Source organism: Sediminimonas qiaohouensis DSM 21189 (assembly GCF_000423645.1).
Taxonomy (GTDB): domain Bacteria; phylum Pseudomonadota; class Alphaproteobacteria; order Rhodobacterales; family Rhodobacteraceae; genus Sediminimonas; species Sediminimonas qiaohouensis.
In genome coordinates this window covers 1-17,177 of sequence record NZ_AUIJ01000037.1, presented here as the reverse complement: position 1 = coordinate 17,177, position 17,177 = coordinate 1, and the positions used below count along the sequence as shown (strand labels likewise).

14 protein-coding genes and 1 tRNA gene are annotated in these 17,177 nt (G+C 62.5%); all 15 read left to right on the top strand.

Annotation, left to right across the window (positions count from 1 at the left end; translation table 11 throughout):
- Window positions 1-93 (top strand): EF-Tu C-terminal domain-related protein (locus G568_RS20840; RefSeq protein WP_211222275.1); only part of this gene is annotated, 93 nt, incomplete at its 5' end.
- 161 nt (window positions 94-254) lie between these two features.
- Window positions 255-330, top strand: a tRNA-Trp gene (locus G568_RS0116665).
- An 85-nt stretch (window positions 331-415) separates the two neighbouring features.
- Window positions 416-613 carry a preprotein translocase subunit SecE gene (gene secE, locus G568_RS0116660; RefSeq protein ID WP_026759063.1) on the top strand — a complete coding sequence of 66 codons (198 nt, stop codon included), beginning with the start codon at window positions 416-418 and terminating at the stop codon, window positions 611-613.
- Between the two features lie 217 nt (window positions 614-830).
- The gene (gene nusG / locus G568_RS0116655; RefSeq protein ID WP_026759062.1) at window positions 831-1,364 is read left to right on the top strand and encodes a transcription termination/antitermination protein NusG; all 534 of its coding nucleotides are present in this window, start codon (window positions 831-833) and stop codon (window positions 1,362-1,364) included.
- Between the two features lie 155 nt (window positions 1,365-1,519).
- Window positions 1,520-1,945 carry a 50S ribosomal protein L11 gene (rplK, locus tag G568_RS0116650; protein WP_026759061.1) on the top strand — a complete coding sequence of 142 codons (426 nt, stop codon included), beginning with the start codon at window positions 1,520-1,522 and terminating at the stop codon, window positions 1,943-1,945.
- Between the two features lies 1 nt (window position 1,946).
- Window positions 1,947-2,645: a 50S ribosomal protein L1 gene (rplA, locus tag G568_RS0116645; RefSeq protein WP_026759060.1), complete on the top strand. Its 699-nt coding sequence runs from the start codon at window positions 1,947-1,949 to the stop codon at window positions 2,643-2,645.
- 263 nt (window positions 2,646-2,908) lie between these two features.
- Window positions 2,909-3,427: a 50S ribosomal protein L10 gene (rplJ, locus tag G568_RS0116640; RefSeq protein ID WP_026759059.1), complete on the top strand. Its 519-nt coding sequence runs from the start codon at window positions 2,909-2,911 to the stop codon at window positions 3,425-3,427.
- 72 nt (window positions 3,428-3,499) lie between these two features.
- On the top strand, window positions 3,500-3,880 hold the full coding sequence (rplL, locus tag G568_RS0116635) for a 50S ribosomal protein L7/L12 (protein WP_026759058.1): 381 nt from the start codon (window positions 3,500-3,502) through the stop codon (window positions 3,878-3,880).
- Between the two features lie 239 nt (window positions 3,881-4,119).
- A complete protein-coding gene (gene rpoB / locus G568_RS0116625) occupies window positions 4,120-8,256 on the top strand; it encodes a DNA-directed RNA polymerase subunit beta (protein ID WP_026759056.1) in 4,137 nt (1,378 codons plus the stop codon).
- A gap of 98 nt (window positions 8,257-8,354) precedes the next feature.
- The gene (gene rpoC, locus G568_RS0116620; protein ID WP_026759055.1) at window positions 8,355-12,602 is read left to right on the top strand and encodes a DNA-directed RNA polymerase subunit beta'; all 4,248 of its coding nucleotides are present in this window, start codon (window positions 8,355-8,357) and stop codon (window positions 12,600-12,602) included.
- 124 nt (window positions 12,603-12,726) lie between these two features.
- Window positions 12,727-13,623 (top strand): DMT family transporter, encoded by an 897-nt coding sequence (locus G568_RS0116615; RefSeq protein WP_037374385.1) that lies wholly within the window; start codon window positions 12,727-12,729, stop codon window positions 13,621-13,623.
- Between the two features lie 329 nt (window positions 13,624-13,952).
- Window positions 13,953-14,324, top strand: a complete 372-nt coding sequence (rpsL, locus tag G568_RS0116610; RefSeq protein WP_026759053.1) for a 30S ribosomal protein S12 — start codon at window positions 13,953-13,955, stop codon at window positions 14,322-14,324.
- A 63-nt stretch (window positions 14,325-14,387) separates the two neighbouring features.
- On the top strand, window positions 14,388-14,858 hold the full coding sequence (gene rpsG / locus G568_RS0116605) for a 30S ribosomal protein S7 (RefSeq protein ID WP_026759052.1): 471 nt from the start codon (window positions 14,388-14,390) through the stop codon (window positions 14,856-14,858).
- 20 nt (window positions 14,859-14,878) lie between these two features.
- Entirely contained in the window at window positions 14,879-16,996 is a 2,118-nt protein-coding gene (gene fusA, locus G568_RS0116600) for an elongation factor G (protein WP_026759051.1), read from the top strand.
- A gap of 86 nt (window positions 16,997-17,082) precedes the next feature.
- The coding region (locus G568_RS20360; RefSeq protein ID WP_157084447.1) for a GTP-binding protein at window positions 17,083-17,177 on the top strand (95 nt) is incomplete at its 3' end.

Here is a 17,177-nt window from a genome sequence, read left to right as displayed (position 1 = left end):
GCGCCGATCGCGATGGAAGACGGCCTGCGCTTCGCCATCCGCGAAGGCGGCCGCACCGTCGGCGCGGGCGTCGTCTCGAAAATCCTGAAGTAATCGGGTTTGCGGCCCGGCCCCGCGCCGGGCCTGGCACGATAGCGGGGTCGCCTGTTGGGCGGCCCCGTTTCGTATATGGGGCACGACGCGGCGCAGGGCGATGAAAGTGAAATCGGCCCTTGAAAACCGCCGCCCGGCGCAGTAACTGAGGCCCCGGACATAGGGGTATAGCTCAGTTGGTAGAGCGACGGTCTCCAAAACCGTAGGTCGCGGGTTCGAGCCCTGCTGCCCCTGCCACGTCCCTCATCGTTAGCGCGGGCCTTGATCTTGGCGCGATGGAGGCGTATTTGAACCCCCTGGCAGATGGGAAGAAGACTCAGGCATGGCACGCACTAATCCGCTTCAGTTCATTCAGCAGGTTCGCTCGGAAGTCGCCAAGGTCGTCTGGCCCACGCGGCGCGAGGTTCTGCTGACCACGGTCATGGTGTTCATCATGGCGGCGCTGACGGCGCTGTTTTTTTCGCTGGTCGATCTGGCGATCAAGGGCGGGCTGAAGGGAATCCTGAGCCTGTTTGCCTGATCGGGCATGGTGGCGGGGTTTCGCCAGTGGGGCAACAATGCGTCCTTTGGCCTTGAAATGTGGAGATATCCTTTGTAAAGGGCAGGTCTGATCCGAGAGTGGCGTGCGGCGATTCGTGTTGCACGCCGATTTTTTGTTTCGGACGGCGGCGGGCAACCGTTTGAAAAAGAACATAAATTGCGGCTGATAGGCCGTTCTGACAAGGACTGAGATCAAGATGGCGAAACGGTGGTATTCGGTGAGCGTTCTCTCGAACTTCGAGAAAAAGATCGCCGAGCAAATCAAGCAGGCCGCCGCCGAGAACGGTCTTGAGGACGAAATCGAAGAGGTTCTCGTGCCCACCGAAGAGGTGATCGAGGTGCGCCGCGGCAAGAAGGTGACCGCCGAGCGTCGGTTCATGCCCGGCTATGTCCTTGTGCGGATGGAGATGTCGGACCGGGGTTATCACCTGATCAACGGCATCAACCGCGTGACCGGCTTTCTGGGGCCGCAGGGGCGCCCCCTGCCGATGCGCGACGCCGAAGTGAACGCCATCCTCAACCGTGTGCAGGAGGGCGAGGAAAGCCCGCGCACGCTGGTGCATTTCGAGGTGGGCGAGAAGGTCAAGGTCAACGACGGCCCGTTCGAGGATTTCGACGGCATGATCGAGGCCGTGGACGACGACAATCAGCGCCTGAAGGTGGCTGTTTCGATCTTTGGCCGGGAAACGCCGGTCGAGCTGGAATTCACGCAGGTCACGAAGCAATCGTGACCTGATGGGTGCGCCGCGCTGGCGCGCCGGACGAAATTCCCGGGAGACCGGGGTGCCATTGTGGGAGGCGAGCGCATCGCGATGCGCGGACCGGACCACACAACTTGAGACCCGGTGAACGCGTTCGCGGGGTGTTGGAAAGAAGGAGAGGCCAGATGGCCAAGAAACTCGTCGGCAAGCTGAAGCTGCAAGTGCCTGCCGGGCAAGCAAACCCGTCGCCGCCCGTGGGCCCTGCGTTGGGTCAGCGCGGCATCAACATCATGGAATTCTGCAAGGCGTTCAACGCCAAGACTGCCGAAATGGAGCAGGGTGCGCCGTGCCCGACCGAAATTTCGTATTTCCAGGACAAGTCGTTCACGATGGAAATCAAGACGCCGCCGGCGTCTTACTACCTGAAGAAGGCGGCCAAGCTGAAGTCGGGCTCTGCGACAACCGGGCGCGCGACCGCGGGGTCGGTGACCACCAAGCAGGTCAAGGAAATCGCCGAGGCGAAGATGCGCGACCTGAATGCGACCGATATCGAGGGCGCGATGAAAATCATCCTGGGCTCGGCCCGGTCCATGGGCATCGAGGTGAAGTAAGATGGCAAAGCTTGGAAAACGCACCCGCGCCGCCCGCGAAGCCGTTGCTGGCAAGGAAAACCTGAGCGTCGAAGACGCGGTGGCCCTGATCAAGGCGAACGCCGCCGCGAAGTTCGATGAGACCGTGGAAATCGCCGTGAACCTCGGCGTTGATCCGCGTCACGCCGACCAGATGGTGCGCGGCGTTGTCGGCCTGCCCAACGGCACCGGCAAGACCGTGCGCGTCGCCGTGTTCGCCCGTGGCCCCAAAGCCGAAGAGGCACAGGCCGCAGGCGCGGATATCGTCGGCGCAGAAGACCTGATGGAAACCATCCAGAGCGGCAAGATCGAGTTCGATCGCTGCATCGCCACGCCCGACATGATGCCGGTCGTTGGCCGGCTGGGCAAGATCCTGGGCCCGCGCAACCTGATGCCGAACCCCAAGGTGGGCACGGTGACGATGGATGTCGCGCAGGCCGTGCAGGACGCCAAGGGCGGCCAGGTGCAGTTCAAGGCCGAAAAGGCCGGTGTCGTGCATGCAGGTGTCGGCAAGGCATCGTTCGAGGCCGACAAGCTGGCCGAGAACATCCGCGCCTTCGTGAACGCCGTGGTCAAGGCCAAGCCGGCCGGCGCCAAGGGCGCCTACATGAAGCGCATCGCGTTGTCCTCGACCATGGGGCCGGGTGTGACGATCAGCGTGGATAACGCCGCGGCTGAGTAAGAATTCCGTGCCGGTCCCTTGCGGGGGGTCGGCGCAGAATGGCGGGGCCACATATCGGCCCCGTCCTGTCCGAGACGGAGGGTTCGCCGCGTGGCGGTGAATAATTCCTTCCTGAGATGGGGAACGAGACATATTGACCGTTGGGTGTGAACCTTCGGGCAGATCTGGCCTCGGGACCCTGAAATTGGACCCGAACTCCGCATTTCGGTGCGGGGTAAACTAGGAGCCGGAGAGGGAAACCTTTCCAATTTTGGAGTGAAACTGTGGATAGAGCCCAGAAAGAGAAAGTGGTCGAGGAACTCGGCCAGATCTTCGAAAGCTCTGGCGTCGTGGTGGTATCACACTACGCGGGCCTCACGGTTGCCGAGATGCAGGACCTGCGCGCACGCATGCGCGACGCGGGCGGGTCTGTACGTGTCGCCAAGAACAGGCTCGCCAAGATCGCCCTTGAAGGGAAGCCTTGCGAAAGCATCGCCGATCTTCTGTCGGGCATGACCGTTCTGACCTATTCCGAGGACCCCGTGGCAGCCGCCAAGGTGACCGAGGAGTTCGCCAAGGAAAACAAGAAGCTTGAGATTCTTGGTGGCGCAATGGGTGAGAGCGCTCTGGACCGGGCCGGTGTCGAAGCCGTGTCGAAAATGCCCTCGCGCGACGAGCTTATCGCTCAGATCGCGGGCATGCTCGGCGCACCCGCTTCGAACATCGCCGGTGCGATTGGCGCGCCCGCCTCGAATATCGCCGGCATCCTGTCGACGATCGAGGACAAGGCAGAGGCCGCATAAGCAACCCGATACCCGCGTGGGGCAAACCCCTGCGTACGTTGGAACACACCTAAGAGAACGGAAAAGAGTCACATGGCTGATCTGAAAAAACTGGCTGAAGAGATCGTTGGTCTGACGCTTCTCGAAGCACAAGAACTGAAAACCATCCTCAAGGACGAATATGGCATCGAGCCCGCATCGGGCGGCGCTGTCATGATGGCCGGCCCCGCAGAGGGCGCTGGCGGTGCTGCTGAAGAAGAGCAGACCGAATTTGACGTGATCCTGAAATCGGCCGGCGCGTCGAAGATCAACGTCATCAAGGAAGTCCGCGGCATCACCGGGCTGGGCCTGAAGGAAGCCAAGGAACTGGTCGAAGCCGGCGGCAAAGCCGTCAAGGAAGGCGTCGACAAGGCCGAAGCGGAAGAGATCAAGGGCAAGCTGGAAGCAGCTGGCGCCGAGGTCGAACTCAAGTGATCCGTCACCGGGCCTGACCCGGTGGGGATGACAAGGCTGGGCGCGGATTTCCGGGCCCAGCCGAACCTGTCTCAGAAAGGGCTTTGCACAAAGCTCTTTCTAAGGCGCGGTTCGCGGATCGGGAGGCTCTTGGTGGGACAAGGGCCGGGAATTGATCTGAACGCCCTGTTTCGGATGGGTGCGATGTCGGAGCCCGACGACATGCGCACCCGGTGAGAAACGAGAAGGTAACATCGACCATGGCTAACAGTTTCCTCGGCAAGAAGCGTTTGCGCAGATACTACGGCAAGATCCGCGAAGTGCTGGAAATGCCGAACCTGATCGAGGTTCAAAAATCGTCCTACGAGCTATTCCTGGACTCGGGCGATGGCGCCGAGCCGGCCGATGGCGAAGGCATCAAGGGCGTGTTTCAGTCGGTCTTTCCGATCAAGGATTTCAACGAGACCAGCGTGCTGGAATTCGTCAAGTACGAGTTGGAAAAGCCGAAATACGATGTCGAAGAGTGCATGCAGCGCGACATGACCTACAGCGCGCCGCTGAAGGTTACGCTGCGCCTGATCGTGTTCGATGTGGACGACGACACCGGCAACAAGTCGGTCAAGGACATCAAGGAGCAGGACGTGTTCATGGGGGACATGCCGCTCATGACGCCAACGGGCACCTTCGTGGTCAACGGCACCGAGCGCGTGATCGTCAGCCAGATGCACCGCAGCCCCGGCGTTTTCTTTGACCACGACAAGGGCAAGACGCACAGCTCGGGCAAGTTGCTGTTCGCCTGCCGGATCATTCCCTATCGCGGCTCGTGGCTGGATTTCGAATTCGACGCCAAGGATATCGTGTTCGCGCGGATCGACCGTCGCCGGAAACTGCCGGTGACGACGCTGCTCTATGCCTTGGGCATGGATCAGGAAATGATCATGAATTCGTATTACGACACGGTTGATTACAAGCTGCAGAAGGGCAAGGGCTGGGTCACCAAGTTCTTCCCCGACCGCGTGCGCGGGACGCGCCCGACCTATGACCTGGTCGATGCAGCCACTGGCGAGGTGATCTGCGAGGCGGGCAAGAAGGTCACGCCGCGGGCGGTCAAGCAGCTCAAGGACGAAGGCAAGGTTACCGACCTGCTGGTGCCGTTCGAGAACATCGTCGGCAAGTTCGTCGCGCGCGACATCATCAACGAGGAAACCGGCGCGATCTATGTCGAGGCGGGCGATGAGCTGACGCTGGAGCGCGGCAAGGACGGCGAGATTTCCGGCGGCACCCTGCAGGAGCTGCTGGATGCCGGCGTGACGGATATTCCGGTTCTGGACATCGACGGCGTCACCGTGGGCCCGTACATGCGCAACACCATGGCGATGGACAAGAACATGAACCGCGAGACCGCGCTCATGGATATCTATCGCGTGATGCGCCCGGGCGAGCCGCCCACCGTCGAGGCGGCCAGCACGATGTTCGATTCGCTGTTCTTCGACTCGGAGCGGTACGACCTGTCGGCCGTGGGCCGCGTCAAGATGAACATGCGCTTGGCGCTGGATGCGCCCGATACGCTGCGCACGCTGCGCCGCGAAGATATCGTGGCCTGCATCAAGGCCCTGATGGAACTGCGCGACGGCAAGGGCGACATCGACGACATCGACCACCTTGGCAACCGCCGGGTGCGTTCGGTTGGCGAATTGATGGAGAACCAGTACCGCGTCGGCCTGCTGCGGATGGAGCGTGCGATCAAGGAGCGGATGTCGTCCGTCGAGATCGACACGGTGATGCCGCAGGACCTGATCAACGCCAAGCCGGCCGCGGCCGCGGTGCGCGAGTTCTTTGGCTCGTCGCAGCTCAGCCAATTCATGGACCAGACCAACCCGCTGTCGGAAGTGACGCACAAGCGGCGCCTGTCGGCCCTTGGGCCTGGCGGCCTGACGCGCGAGCGCGCCGGCTTTGAGGTGCGCGACGTGCACCCGACCCACTATGGCCGGATGTGCCCGATCGAGACGCCGGAAGGCCAGAACATCGGTCTGATCAACTCGCTCGCGACCTTTGCGCGGGTCAACAAGTACGGGTTCATCGAGACCCCGTATCGCCGCGTTGATGATGGCAAGGTGTCCGACGAGGTGGTCTATATGTCCGCCACCGAAGAGGCCCGCCACACCGTTGCGCAGGCCAACGCCAAGCTGGACAGCGAGGGGAAATTCGTGGCCGAGATGGTCAACACCCGGCAGGCGGGCGAATACACGCTTGCCCCGGTTGACCAGGTGGACCTGATCGACGTGTCACCCAAGCAGCTGGTGTCGGTTGCGGCCTCTCTGATCCCGTTCCTGGAAAACGACGACGCCAACCGCGCCCTGATGGGGGCGAACATGATGCGGCAGGCGCTGCCGCTGGTGAAAACCGAGGCGCCGCTTGTCGGCACCGGGATCGAGGGCACGGTTGCCCGCGATTCGGGCGCCGCGATCATGGCGCGCCGGTCGGGTGTCATCGACCAGGTGGATGCGCAGCGTATCGTTGTGCGCGCGACCGAGGACCTGGAGCCGGGCGATCCGGGGGTGGATATCTACCGCCTGCGCAAGTTCCAGCGCTCGAACCAGAACTCGTGCATCAACCAGCGCCCGCTGGTTAAGGTGGGCGATAGCGTGCTCAAGGACGAGGTCATCGCCGATGGTCCGGCAACGGACATGGGCGAGCTGGCCGTGGGCCGCAACGTGATCACCGCGTTCATGCCGTGGAATGGCTATAACTACGAGGACTCGATCCTGCTGTCCGAGCGGATTGCGCGCGACGACGTTTTCACCTCGATCCACATCGAGGAATTCGAAGTTGCCGCCCGCGACACCAAGCTGGGGCCGGAGGAGATCACCCGCGACATTCCCAACGTGGGCGAAGAGGCGCTGCGCAACCTCGACGAGGCGGGCATCGTTTATATCGGTGCCGACGTGGAGCCGGGCGATATCCTTGTGGGCAAGATCACCCCCAAGGGCGAAAGCCCGATGACGCCCGAGGAAAAGCTGCTGCGCGCGATCTTTGGCGAGAAGGCCAGCGACGTGCGCGACACCTCGTTGCGCGTGAAACCGGGTGATTTCGGCACGGTTGTCGAAGTGCGCGTGTTCAACCGCCACGGCGTGGAAAAGGACGAGCGCGCCCTGCAGATCGAGCGCGAAGAAGTCGAGCGCCTGGCGCGCGACCGCGATGACGAGCTGGCGATCCTGGATCGCAACATCTATGCCCGTCTGAAGCCGCTGATCCTGGGCAAGGTTGCCGTGAAGGGGCCCAAGGGCGTCAAGGCGAACTCGGAAATCACCGAGGAGCTGCTGGAAACGCTGACCCGTGGCCAGTGGTGGCAACTGGCCTTGAAGGACGAGGCCGACGCGCAGATCGTCGAGGCCCTGCACGAACAGTACGAGGCGCAGAAACGCGCGCTTGATGCACGGTTCGAGGACAAGGTCGAGAAGGTTCGCCGTGGCGACGACCTGCCGCCGGGCGTGATGAAGATGGTCAAGGTCTTCATCGCGGTGAAGCGCAAGATCCAGCCCGGCGACAAGATGGCCGGCCGTCACGGCAACAAGGGTGTCGTCAGCCGCGTGATCCCGATGGAGGACATGCCGTTCCTGGCGGACGGCACGCCGGTGGATGTCTGCCTCAACCCGCTGGGCGTGCCCAGCCGGATGAACGTGGGTCAGATCCTGGAGACGCACATGGGCTGGGCCAGCCGGTCCCTGGGCCTGCAGGTTGACGAGGCACTGGCCGAATACCGCCGGTCGGGCGACCTGACGCCGGTGCGTGAAACCATGCAGTCGGTCTATGGCGACGAGGTCTATCAAGAGGGCCTCAAGGAGCTTGACGAGGGCGCCCTTGTCGAAGCGGCGGGCAACGTCACGCAAGGTATCCCGATCGCCACACCGGTGTTCGACGGTGCCAAGGAAGAGGACATCAACGATGCCCTGATCCGCGCGGGCTTTGACCAGACCGGGCAATCGGTTGTCTATGACGGCCGCACCGGCGAGGCGTTCTCGCGCCCCGTGACGGTGGGGGTCAAGTACCTGCTCAAGCTGCACCACCTTGTCGACGACAAGATCCACGCGCGCTCAACCGGGCCCTACAGCCTGGTTACCCAGCAGCCGCTGGGCGGTAAGGCGCAGTTCGGTGGTCAGCGTTTGGGTGAGATGGAGGTCTGGGCCCTTGAGGCTTATGGCGCCGCCTACACCCTGCAGGAGATGCTGACGGTCAAGTCCGATGACGTGGCAGGCCGGACCAAGGTCTACGAGTCGATCGTCAAGGGCGAGGACAACTTCGAGGCGGGCGTGCCCGAATCCTTCAACGTGCTTGTGAAGGAAGTGCGCGGCCTTGGCCTGAATATGGAACTCCTGGATGCGGAGGAGGATGAGTAAGCGCCGGCCACCGGACCCTTTCAAAGGGTTCGGTCCGTTTTCTTTTCAAGAAAACGGCGTTGCACCGCCCTCCATCCACAGCCTTTAAGGATTTGGAAATGAACCAGGAACTTGCAAACAACCCGTTCAACCCGGTCGCCCCGACCAAGGTCTTTGACGAGATCAAGGTCTCGCTGGCCTCGCCCGAGCGGATCCTCTCGTGGTCCTATGGCGAGATCAAGAAGCCCGAAACCATCAACTACCGCACGTTCAAGCCCGAGCGTGACGGCCTGTTCTGCGCGCGTATTTTTGGCCCGATCAAGGATTACGAATGCCTGTGCGGCAAATACAAGCGCATGAAGTATCGCGGCGTCGTCTGCGAAAAATGCGGCGTCGAGGTGACGCTGCAGAAGGTCCGCCGCGAGCGGATGGGCCATATCGAACTGGCTGCGCCGGTGGCGCATATCTGGTTCCTGAAATCGCTGCCCAGCCGTATCGGCCTGATGCTGGACATGACGCTGCGCGATCTGGAGCGGGTCCTGTATTTCGAGAACTACGTGGTGATCGAGCCGGGCCTGACGGACCTGCAATACGGCCAGATGCTCAGCGAAGAAGAGTATATGGACGCGCAGGACCAGTACGGCACCGACGCCTTCACAGCCAATATCGGCGCCGAGGCGATCCGCGAAATGCTGGCTGCGATCGACCTTGAGGGCGAGGCAGAGCAGCTTCGCGCCGACCTGAAGGAAGCGACGGGCGAGCTGAAGCCGAAGAAGATCATCAAGCGGCTGAAAGTCGTCGAGAGCTTCCTGGAATCCGGCAATCGCCCGGAATGGATGGTGATGACGGTGATCCCGGTGATCCCGCCGGAACTGCGTCCGCTGGTGCCGCTGGACGGTGGCCGGTTCGCGACGTCCGACCTGAACGATCTGTATCGCCGGGTAATCAACCGCAACAACCGCCTCAAGCGGCTGATCGAGCTGCGCGCACCCGATATCATCGTGCGCAACGAGAAGCGGATGTTGCAGGAATCGGTTGATGCGCTGTTTGACAACGGCCGCCGCGGTCGCGTCATCACCGGCACCAACAAGCGCCCGCTGAAATCGCTGAGCGATATGCTGAAGGGCAAGCAGGGCCGGTTCCGTCAGAACCTGCTGGGCAAGCGCGTGGACTTCTCGGGCCGGTCCGTCATCGTGACGGGTCCGGAGCTGAAGCTGCACCAGTGCGGCCTGCCCAAGAAGATGGCGCTGGAGCTGTTCAAGCCGTTCATCTATTCGCGGCTTGAGGCCAAGGGCCTGTCGAGCACCGTCAAGCAGGCCAAGAAGCTGGTCGAGAAGGAACGTCCCGAGGTTTGGGACAGCCTTGACGAGGTGATCCGCGAGCATCCCGTGATGCTGAACCGTGCGCCGACGTTGCACCGCCTGGGTTTCCAGGCGTTCGAGCCGGTTCTGATCGAGGGCAAGGCGATCCAGCTTCATCCGCTGGTTTGCGCGGCGTTCAACGCCGACTTCGACGGTGACCAGATGGCTGTTCACGTGCCGCTGAGCCTTGAGGCGCAGCTTGAGGCGCGGGTCCTGATGATGTCCACCAACAACGTGCTGTCGCCGGCCAACGGCGCGCCGATCATCGTGCCGTCGCAGGATATGATTCTTGGCCTTTACTACACCTCGATCGAACGCGAGGGGATGAAGGGCGAAGGCATGGTCTTTGGCTCGATCGAAGAGGTGCAATACGCGCTGGATACCGGCTCTGTGCACCTGCACGCGAAGGTGACCGCGCGGATTCCGCAGATCGACGAGGAAGGCAACGAGATCTTCAAGCGGTATGAGACGACACCGGGCCGCGTGCGTCTGGGTGCGTTGATGCCGAAGAACGCCAAGGCGCCTTTCGACCTGGTCAACCGCCTGCTGCGCAAGAAAGAGGTGCAGCAGATCATCGACACCGTCTACCGCTATTGCGGTCAGAAGGAATCGGTCATTTTCTGCGACCAGATCATGACCGCGGGGTTCCGCGAGGCGTGCAATGCCGGCATCAGCTTCGGCAAGGCCGACATGGTTATCCCCGAGCAGAAGTGGCCCATCGTCGAAAACACCCGCACCTTGGTGCAGGATTTCGAACAGCAGTACATGGACGGTCTGATTACCCAGGGCGAAAAGTACAACAAGGTGGTTGATGCCTGGTCCAAGTGCAACGACGAGGTGACCGAGGCGATGATGGGTAACATCTCCGCCAAGCACGTCGATGAAAACGGCGCCGAGGCCGAGCCGAACAGCGTCTACATGATGGCCCACTCGGGCGCGCGTGGCTCTGTCACGCAGATGAAGCAGCTGGGCGGCATGCGAGGCCTGATGGCCAAGCCGAACGGCGACATCATCGAGACGCCGATTATCTCGAACTTCAAGGAAGGTCTGACCGTTCTTGAATACTTCAACTCGACCCACGGCGCGCGGAAAGGTCTGTCGGACACCGCGTTGAAGACGGCGAACTCGGGCTACCTGACCCGCCGCCTGGTGGACGTGTCGCAGGACTGCATCGTGCGCGAGCACGACTGCGGCACCGACTTGGCGATCACCGTCGAGGCGGCCGTCAACGATGGCGAAGTCGTTGCATCGCTGGGCGAGCGGTGCCTTGGGCGCGTTGCGGCCGAGGACATCCTCGAGCCGGGCACCAACGAGGTGATCACCCCCACCGGCCAGATGGTTGACGAGCGGATGGCCGACCGGATCGACGAGGTCGCGCTGCAAGTGGCGCGCCTGCGCTCGCCCCTGACCTGCGAGGCCGAGGATGGCGTTTGCGCGATGTGCTACGGGCGTGACCTGGCTCGCGGCACGATGGTCAACGAAGGCGAAGCGGTGGGCATCATCGCGGCGCAGTCGATCGGCGAGCCGGGCACGCAGCTGACGATGCGGACGTTCCACATCGGCGGTGTTGCGCAGGGTGGACAGCAGTCCTTCCTTGAGGCCAGCCAGGAGGGCACGATCGAGTTCGAGAATGCCAGCACGCTGGAAAACGCCTCGGGCGAGATCCTGACCATGGGCCGCAACATGAAGCTGCGCATTCTCGATGAGAACGGGCAGGAGCGGGCCAGCCACAAGCTGGGCTATGGCACCAAGCTGTTCGTGCGCGAGGGCGACAAGGTGGCGCGCGGCGACAAGCTGTTCGAATGGGATCCCTACACCCTGCCGATCATCGCCGAGAAAACCGGAATGGTGAAATACGTCGACCTGGTTTCGGGCACGGCCGTGCGCGAAGAGACCGACGATGCCACCGGCATGACCCAGAAGATCGTGACCGACTGGCGCGCCGCGCCCAAGGGCAACGAGCTGAAGCCCGAGATCATCCTGGTTGGCGAGGACGGCGAGCCGGTCCGCACCGATGCGGGCAACCCGGTGAGCTACCCGATGTCGGTGGACGCGATCCTGTCGGTCGAAGACGGACAGGCCGTGACCGCGGGCGACGTGGTTGCGCGTATTCCGCGGGAAAGCGCCAAGACCAAGGACATCACCGGCGGTCTGCCGCGTGTTGCCGAACTGTTCGAGGCGCGCCGCCCCAAGGACCACGCGATCATTGCCGAATGCGATGGCTACGTGCGCTTTGGCAAGGACTACAAGAACAAGCGCCGTATTTCGATCGAACCCACGGACGAGTCCATGGACCCGGTCGAATACATGGTTCCCAAGGGCAAGCACATCCCCGTCCAGGAGGGCGATTTCGTCCAGAAGGGCGACTACATCATGGATGGCAACCCCGCGCCCCACGACATCCTGTCGATCCTCGGGGTCGAGGCGCTGGCGAATTACATGATCGACGAGGTGCAGGACGTCTACCGCCTGCAAGGTGTGAAGATCAACGACAAGCACATCGAAGTCATCGTGCGCCAGATGCTCCAGAAGTGGGAGATCTCGGATAGTGGCGACACCACGCTGCTGAAGGGTGAACACGTCGACAAGCAGGAGTTCGAGGCGGCCAACGAGAAGGCGATCAGCAAGGGCGGCCGCCCTGCGCAGGGCGGTCCGATCCTGTTGGGCATCACCAAGGCGTCGCTGCAGACCCGCAGCTTCATCTCGGCGGCATCGTTCCAGGAAACGACGCGCGTTCTGACCGAGGCCAGCGTGCAAGGCAAGCGCGACAAGCTGGTCGGTCTGAAAGAGAACGTCATCGTGGGTCGTCTGATCCCGGCGGGCACCGGCGGCGCGACGCAGAAGGTACGCCAGGTGGCGCAACAGCGCGACAACGTGGTGATCGAAGCGCGCCGCGAAGAAGCCGAGGCCGCGGCCGCACTGGCCGCCCCCGAAGCGGACGATACCGTGAACGCCGATCCGTTCGACAACGCGGTAAGCACGCCCGAGGATGACAGCGAAAGCTGATCGCCAAGGCAACGAGACCTGCAAGAGCCCCCGCCACACCGGCGGGGGCTTTTGTCGTTTGGGGGGCTTGCGGTGCGAAAACAGCCCGGTAGGGTGCCGGGATTGATTTTACACGGAACGCGCGATGCTGACTGACAACACCCGGGGTGCGTTGATGATGATGGCCAGCATGGCGGCCTTCACGCTCAACGATGCCTTCATGAAACTGCTGGCGGGTGAAGTGCCCCTTTACCAGATCCTGTTTCTGCGGGGTGTGTTGACCGCGGTGGCGACCGGCCTTTTGGCGTGGCGGATGGGGGCGATTCACCTGCGTGTGGCGGGGCGCGACCGATGGCTTGTCGTGCTGCGGATGGGCGCCGAGATCGGGGCGGCGTATTTTTTCCTCAACGCGCTGTTCAAGATGCCGCTGGCCAATGTCACGGCGATCTTGCAATCGCTTCCGTTGATCGTGACGCTGGCGGCGGCGCTGTTTTTCGCGGAACCCTTGGGATGGCGCCGCATGGGGGCGATCCTGGTCGGGCTTGTCGGGGTTTTGCTGATTGTCCGGCCCGGCACCGAGGGGTTCAACATCTATTCGATCTATGCGCTGATCGCGGTTGGCTGTGTTACGGTGCGGGACCTGGCGACGCGCCGGATGTCCACGGCGGTGCCCTCGATGATGGTGACGTTTGCCTCGGCGCTGGCGGTAACGGTGTTTTTCGGGGGGCTGAGCCTGTTCGAGGACTGGGCGCCCCTGACACCGCGCGCGGCGGGCCTGATCACGGGGGCCGGCGTGATGGTTATCGGCGGCTACGTGATGTCGGTCATGGTGATGCGGGTGGGCGAGGTTTCTTTCATCTCGCCGTTCCGGTACACCGGCATGATCTGGGGCTTGCTGTTGGGGTGGTTGGTGTTCGGCGAATGGCCTGTGCCCCTGACCCTGATCGGCGCGGCGATCGTGGTGGGCAGCGGCATCTGGATGCTGGTGCGCGAAGGGCACCTCAAGCGCAGGGCGCGCAAGGTTCCGGTGCAGACGCTTTGACTTGCCTCGATTGAGGCGCCAACGCTTGTTGACAACCCCTGCGACTCCGCCTATACGCGCGTCATCCCGGCTGGGGGTCGCCCCATGCCGATACCGAACCGAAGTGGTCAAGATCCGGTCTTGCAGGCCCGATCCTCTGGAATCCCACCGTGTCGTCCCCGCGAACAGGGGGACGTATGCGGTTTTTTGCGTCGCAGTACTGGCGCGCAGGTAACGCCGCACTGCAAGTGCGCACTGATCACCTTGTGGACGCGCAGGGTGCCGGAATTGAAAGCCGCACGGGGGTGCCTCGTGCAGACACATGTGTTGATAGACGGGGAAGAAACCCAATGCCAACGATCCAACAGCTGATCCGCAAACCGCGTCAGCCCAAAGTCAAGCGCTCGAAGTCGATGCACCTGGAGCAATGCCCGCAAAAGCGCGGCGTGTGCACCCGCGTGTACACCACCACGCCGAAGAAGCCGAACTCGGCCATGCGGAAAGTCGCCAAGGTGCGCCTGACCAATGGTTACGAGGTGATCAGCTACATCCCCGGCGAAAAGCACAACCTTCAGGAACACTCGGTGGTCCTGATCCGCGGCGGTCGTGTGAAAGACCTTCCCGGCGTTCGCTACCACATCCTGCGCGGTGTGCTGGATACGCAGGGCGTCAAGGACCGTAAGCAACGCCGCTCCAAGTATGGCGCCAAGCGCCCGAAATAAGTGTTTCGGGCGTCCCGGGCATGATCCGGGGCCTCGCCCGCAGAGGAACAAGAGGAATAACAGATGTCCCGTCGTCACGCCGCTGAGAAACGCGAAATCCTGCCCGACGCCAAATATGGCGATCGGGTTTTGACGAAGTTCATGAACAACCTGATGATCGACGGCAAGAAATCCGTCGCCGAGCGGATCGTGTACAACGCGCTCGGGCGCGTCGAAGACAAGGTCAAGCGCGCGCCGGTGGAGATCTTCCACGAGGCGCTGGATAACATCAAGCCTTCCGTCGAGGTGCGCTCGCGCCGTGTTGGCGGGGCGACCTACCAGGTTCCCGTCGAAGTGCGCCCCGAGCGCCGCGAGGCGCTGGCGATCCGCTGGCTGATCACCGCATCGCGCTCGCGCAACGAGAACACCATGGAAGAGCGCCTCGCAGGCGAGCTTCTGGACGCTGTCAACAGCCGTGGCTCGGCCGTTAAGAAGCGCGAAGACACCCACAAGATGGCCGACGCCAACAAAGCGTTCAGCCACTACCGCTGGTAAACCCTAGAGGCATTTCTGAAATGGCACGCGATTATCCGCTCGAACGCTACCGCAACTTCGGCATCATGGCCCATATCGATGCAGGCAAAACCACCTGCAGCGAACGGATCCTGTTTTATACCGGCAAATCCCACAACATCGGTGAGGTGCATGATGGCGCCGCCACCATGGACTGGATGGAGCAGGAGCAGGAACGCGGGATCACCATCACCAGCGCCGCAACCACCACGTTCTGGGAGCGCACGGAAGACGGCAAGCAGCCCGATTCCGAAAAGTACCGGATGAACATCATCGACACCCCCGGCCACGTCGACTTCACCATCGAGGTCGAGCGGTCGCTGGCGGTTCTGGATGGGGCCGTTGCGGTTCTGGACGCCAACGCGGGCGTCGAGCCGCAGACCGAGACGGTTTGGCGCCAGGCGGATCGCTACAAGGTGCCGCGCATCGTGTTCGTCAACAAGATGGACAAGATCGGTGCGGACTTCTTCAACTGCGTGCACATGATCGAAGACCGGACCGGCGCCATCGCCTGCCCGATCCAGATCCCGATCGGGGCCGAGCACGAGCTGGAAGGCATCGTTGACCTGGTCACCATGAAGGAATGGGTCTGGCGCGGCGAAGACCTGGGCGCGACCTGGTTCCAGGAAGAAATTCGCGACAGCCTGAAGGACACCGCCGAGGAATGGCGCAGCAAGCTGATCGAGAACGCGGTCGAGCAGGACGACGAGGCGATGGAAGCCTACCTGGAAGGCGAAGAGCCTGACGTCGACACCCTGCGCAAGCTGATCCGCAAGGGGACGCTGAGCCTGAGCTTCGTGCCCGTTCTGGCTGGCTCCGCCTTCAAGAACAAGGGTGTGCAGCCCCTGCTGAACGCCGTGATCGATTACCTTCCCAGCCCGCTGGACGTGGTCGATTACATGGGCTTTGCCCCCGATGACGAGACCGAGACGCGCAACATCCCGCGCCGCGCGGATGACGACATGCCGTTCTCGGGCCTCGCGTTCAAGATCATGAACGACCCGTTCGTCGGCTCGCTGACCTTCACGCGGATCTATTCCGGCGTGCTGCGCAAGGGCGACACGATCCAGAACTCGACCAAGGGCAAGAAAGAGCGCATCGGCCGTATGATGATGATGCACTCCAACGACCGGACCGAGATCGACGAGGCGTTCGCCGGTGACATCATCGCGCTGGCCAGCCTCAAGGATACGACAACCGGCGATACCATCTGTGACCCCAAGGCGCCGGTGGTTCTGGAAACGATGACGTTCCCCGATCCGGTGATCGAGATCGCGGTCGAGCCCAAGACCAAGGGCGACCAGGAAAAGATGAGCCAGGGCCTTGCGCGCCTGGCCGCCGAGGATCCGTCCTTCCGCGTCGAAACCGATATGGAATCGGGCCAGACGATCATGAAGGGCATGGGCGAATTGCACCTGGATATCCTGGTCGATCGCCTGAAGCGCGAATTCAAGGTGGATGCGAACATCGGTGCGCCGCAGGTGGCCTACCGTGAAACGATCAGCCACGAGATCGAGCACACCTACACCCACAAGAAGCAGTCGGGTGGTTCGGGTCAGTTCGCCGAGGTCAAGCTGGTCATTTCGCCGACAGAGCCGGGCGAAGGCTATTCGTTCGAATCGCGCATCGTTGGCGGTGCCGTGCCCAAGGAATACATCCCCGGCGTCCAGAAGGGCATCGAGAGCGTCATGGACAGCGGCCCGCTGGCCGGCTTCCCCGTGATCGACTTCAAGGTCGCCCTGATCGACGGCAAGTACCACGACGTGGACAGCTCGGTCATGGCGTTCGAGATCGCCGCACGGATGGGCATGCGCGAAGGTCTGCGCAAGGCCGGCGCCAAGATGCTGGAGCCGGTGATGAAAGTCGAGGTCGTCTCGCCGGAGGAATACACCGGCTCGATCATCGGCGATCTGACGTCGCGCCGCGGCCAGGTGCAAGGCCAGGAGCCCCGCGGCAACGCGATCATGATCGACGCCTTCGTGCCGCTGGCCAACATGTTCGGCTACATCAACACGCTGCGCTCGATGTCCTCGGGCCGCGCGCAGTTCACGATGCAGTTCGACCATTACGAGCCCGTGCCGCAGAACATCGCCGAAGAGATCCAGGCGAAATACGCATAAAGCGGTGCGTGGCCCGGCCACGCACCCTACCACCCCTGTAGGGTGCGCAATTCTCGCGCACCGCATATGAAACAAAGGAGGCCACCATGGCTAAGGAAAAGTTTGACCGTTCTAAACCGCACGTGAACATCGGGACAGTTGGTCACGTTGACCACGGCAAGACGACGCTGACGGCTGCGAT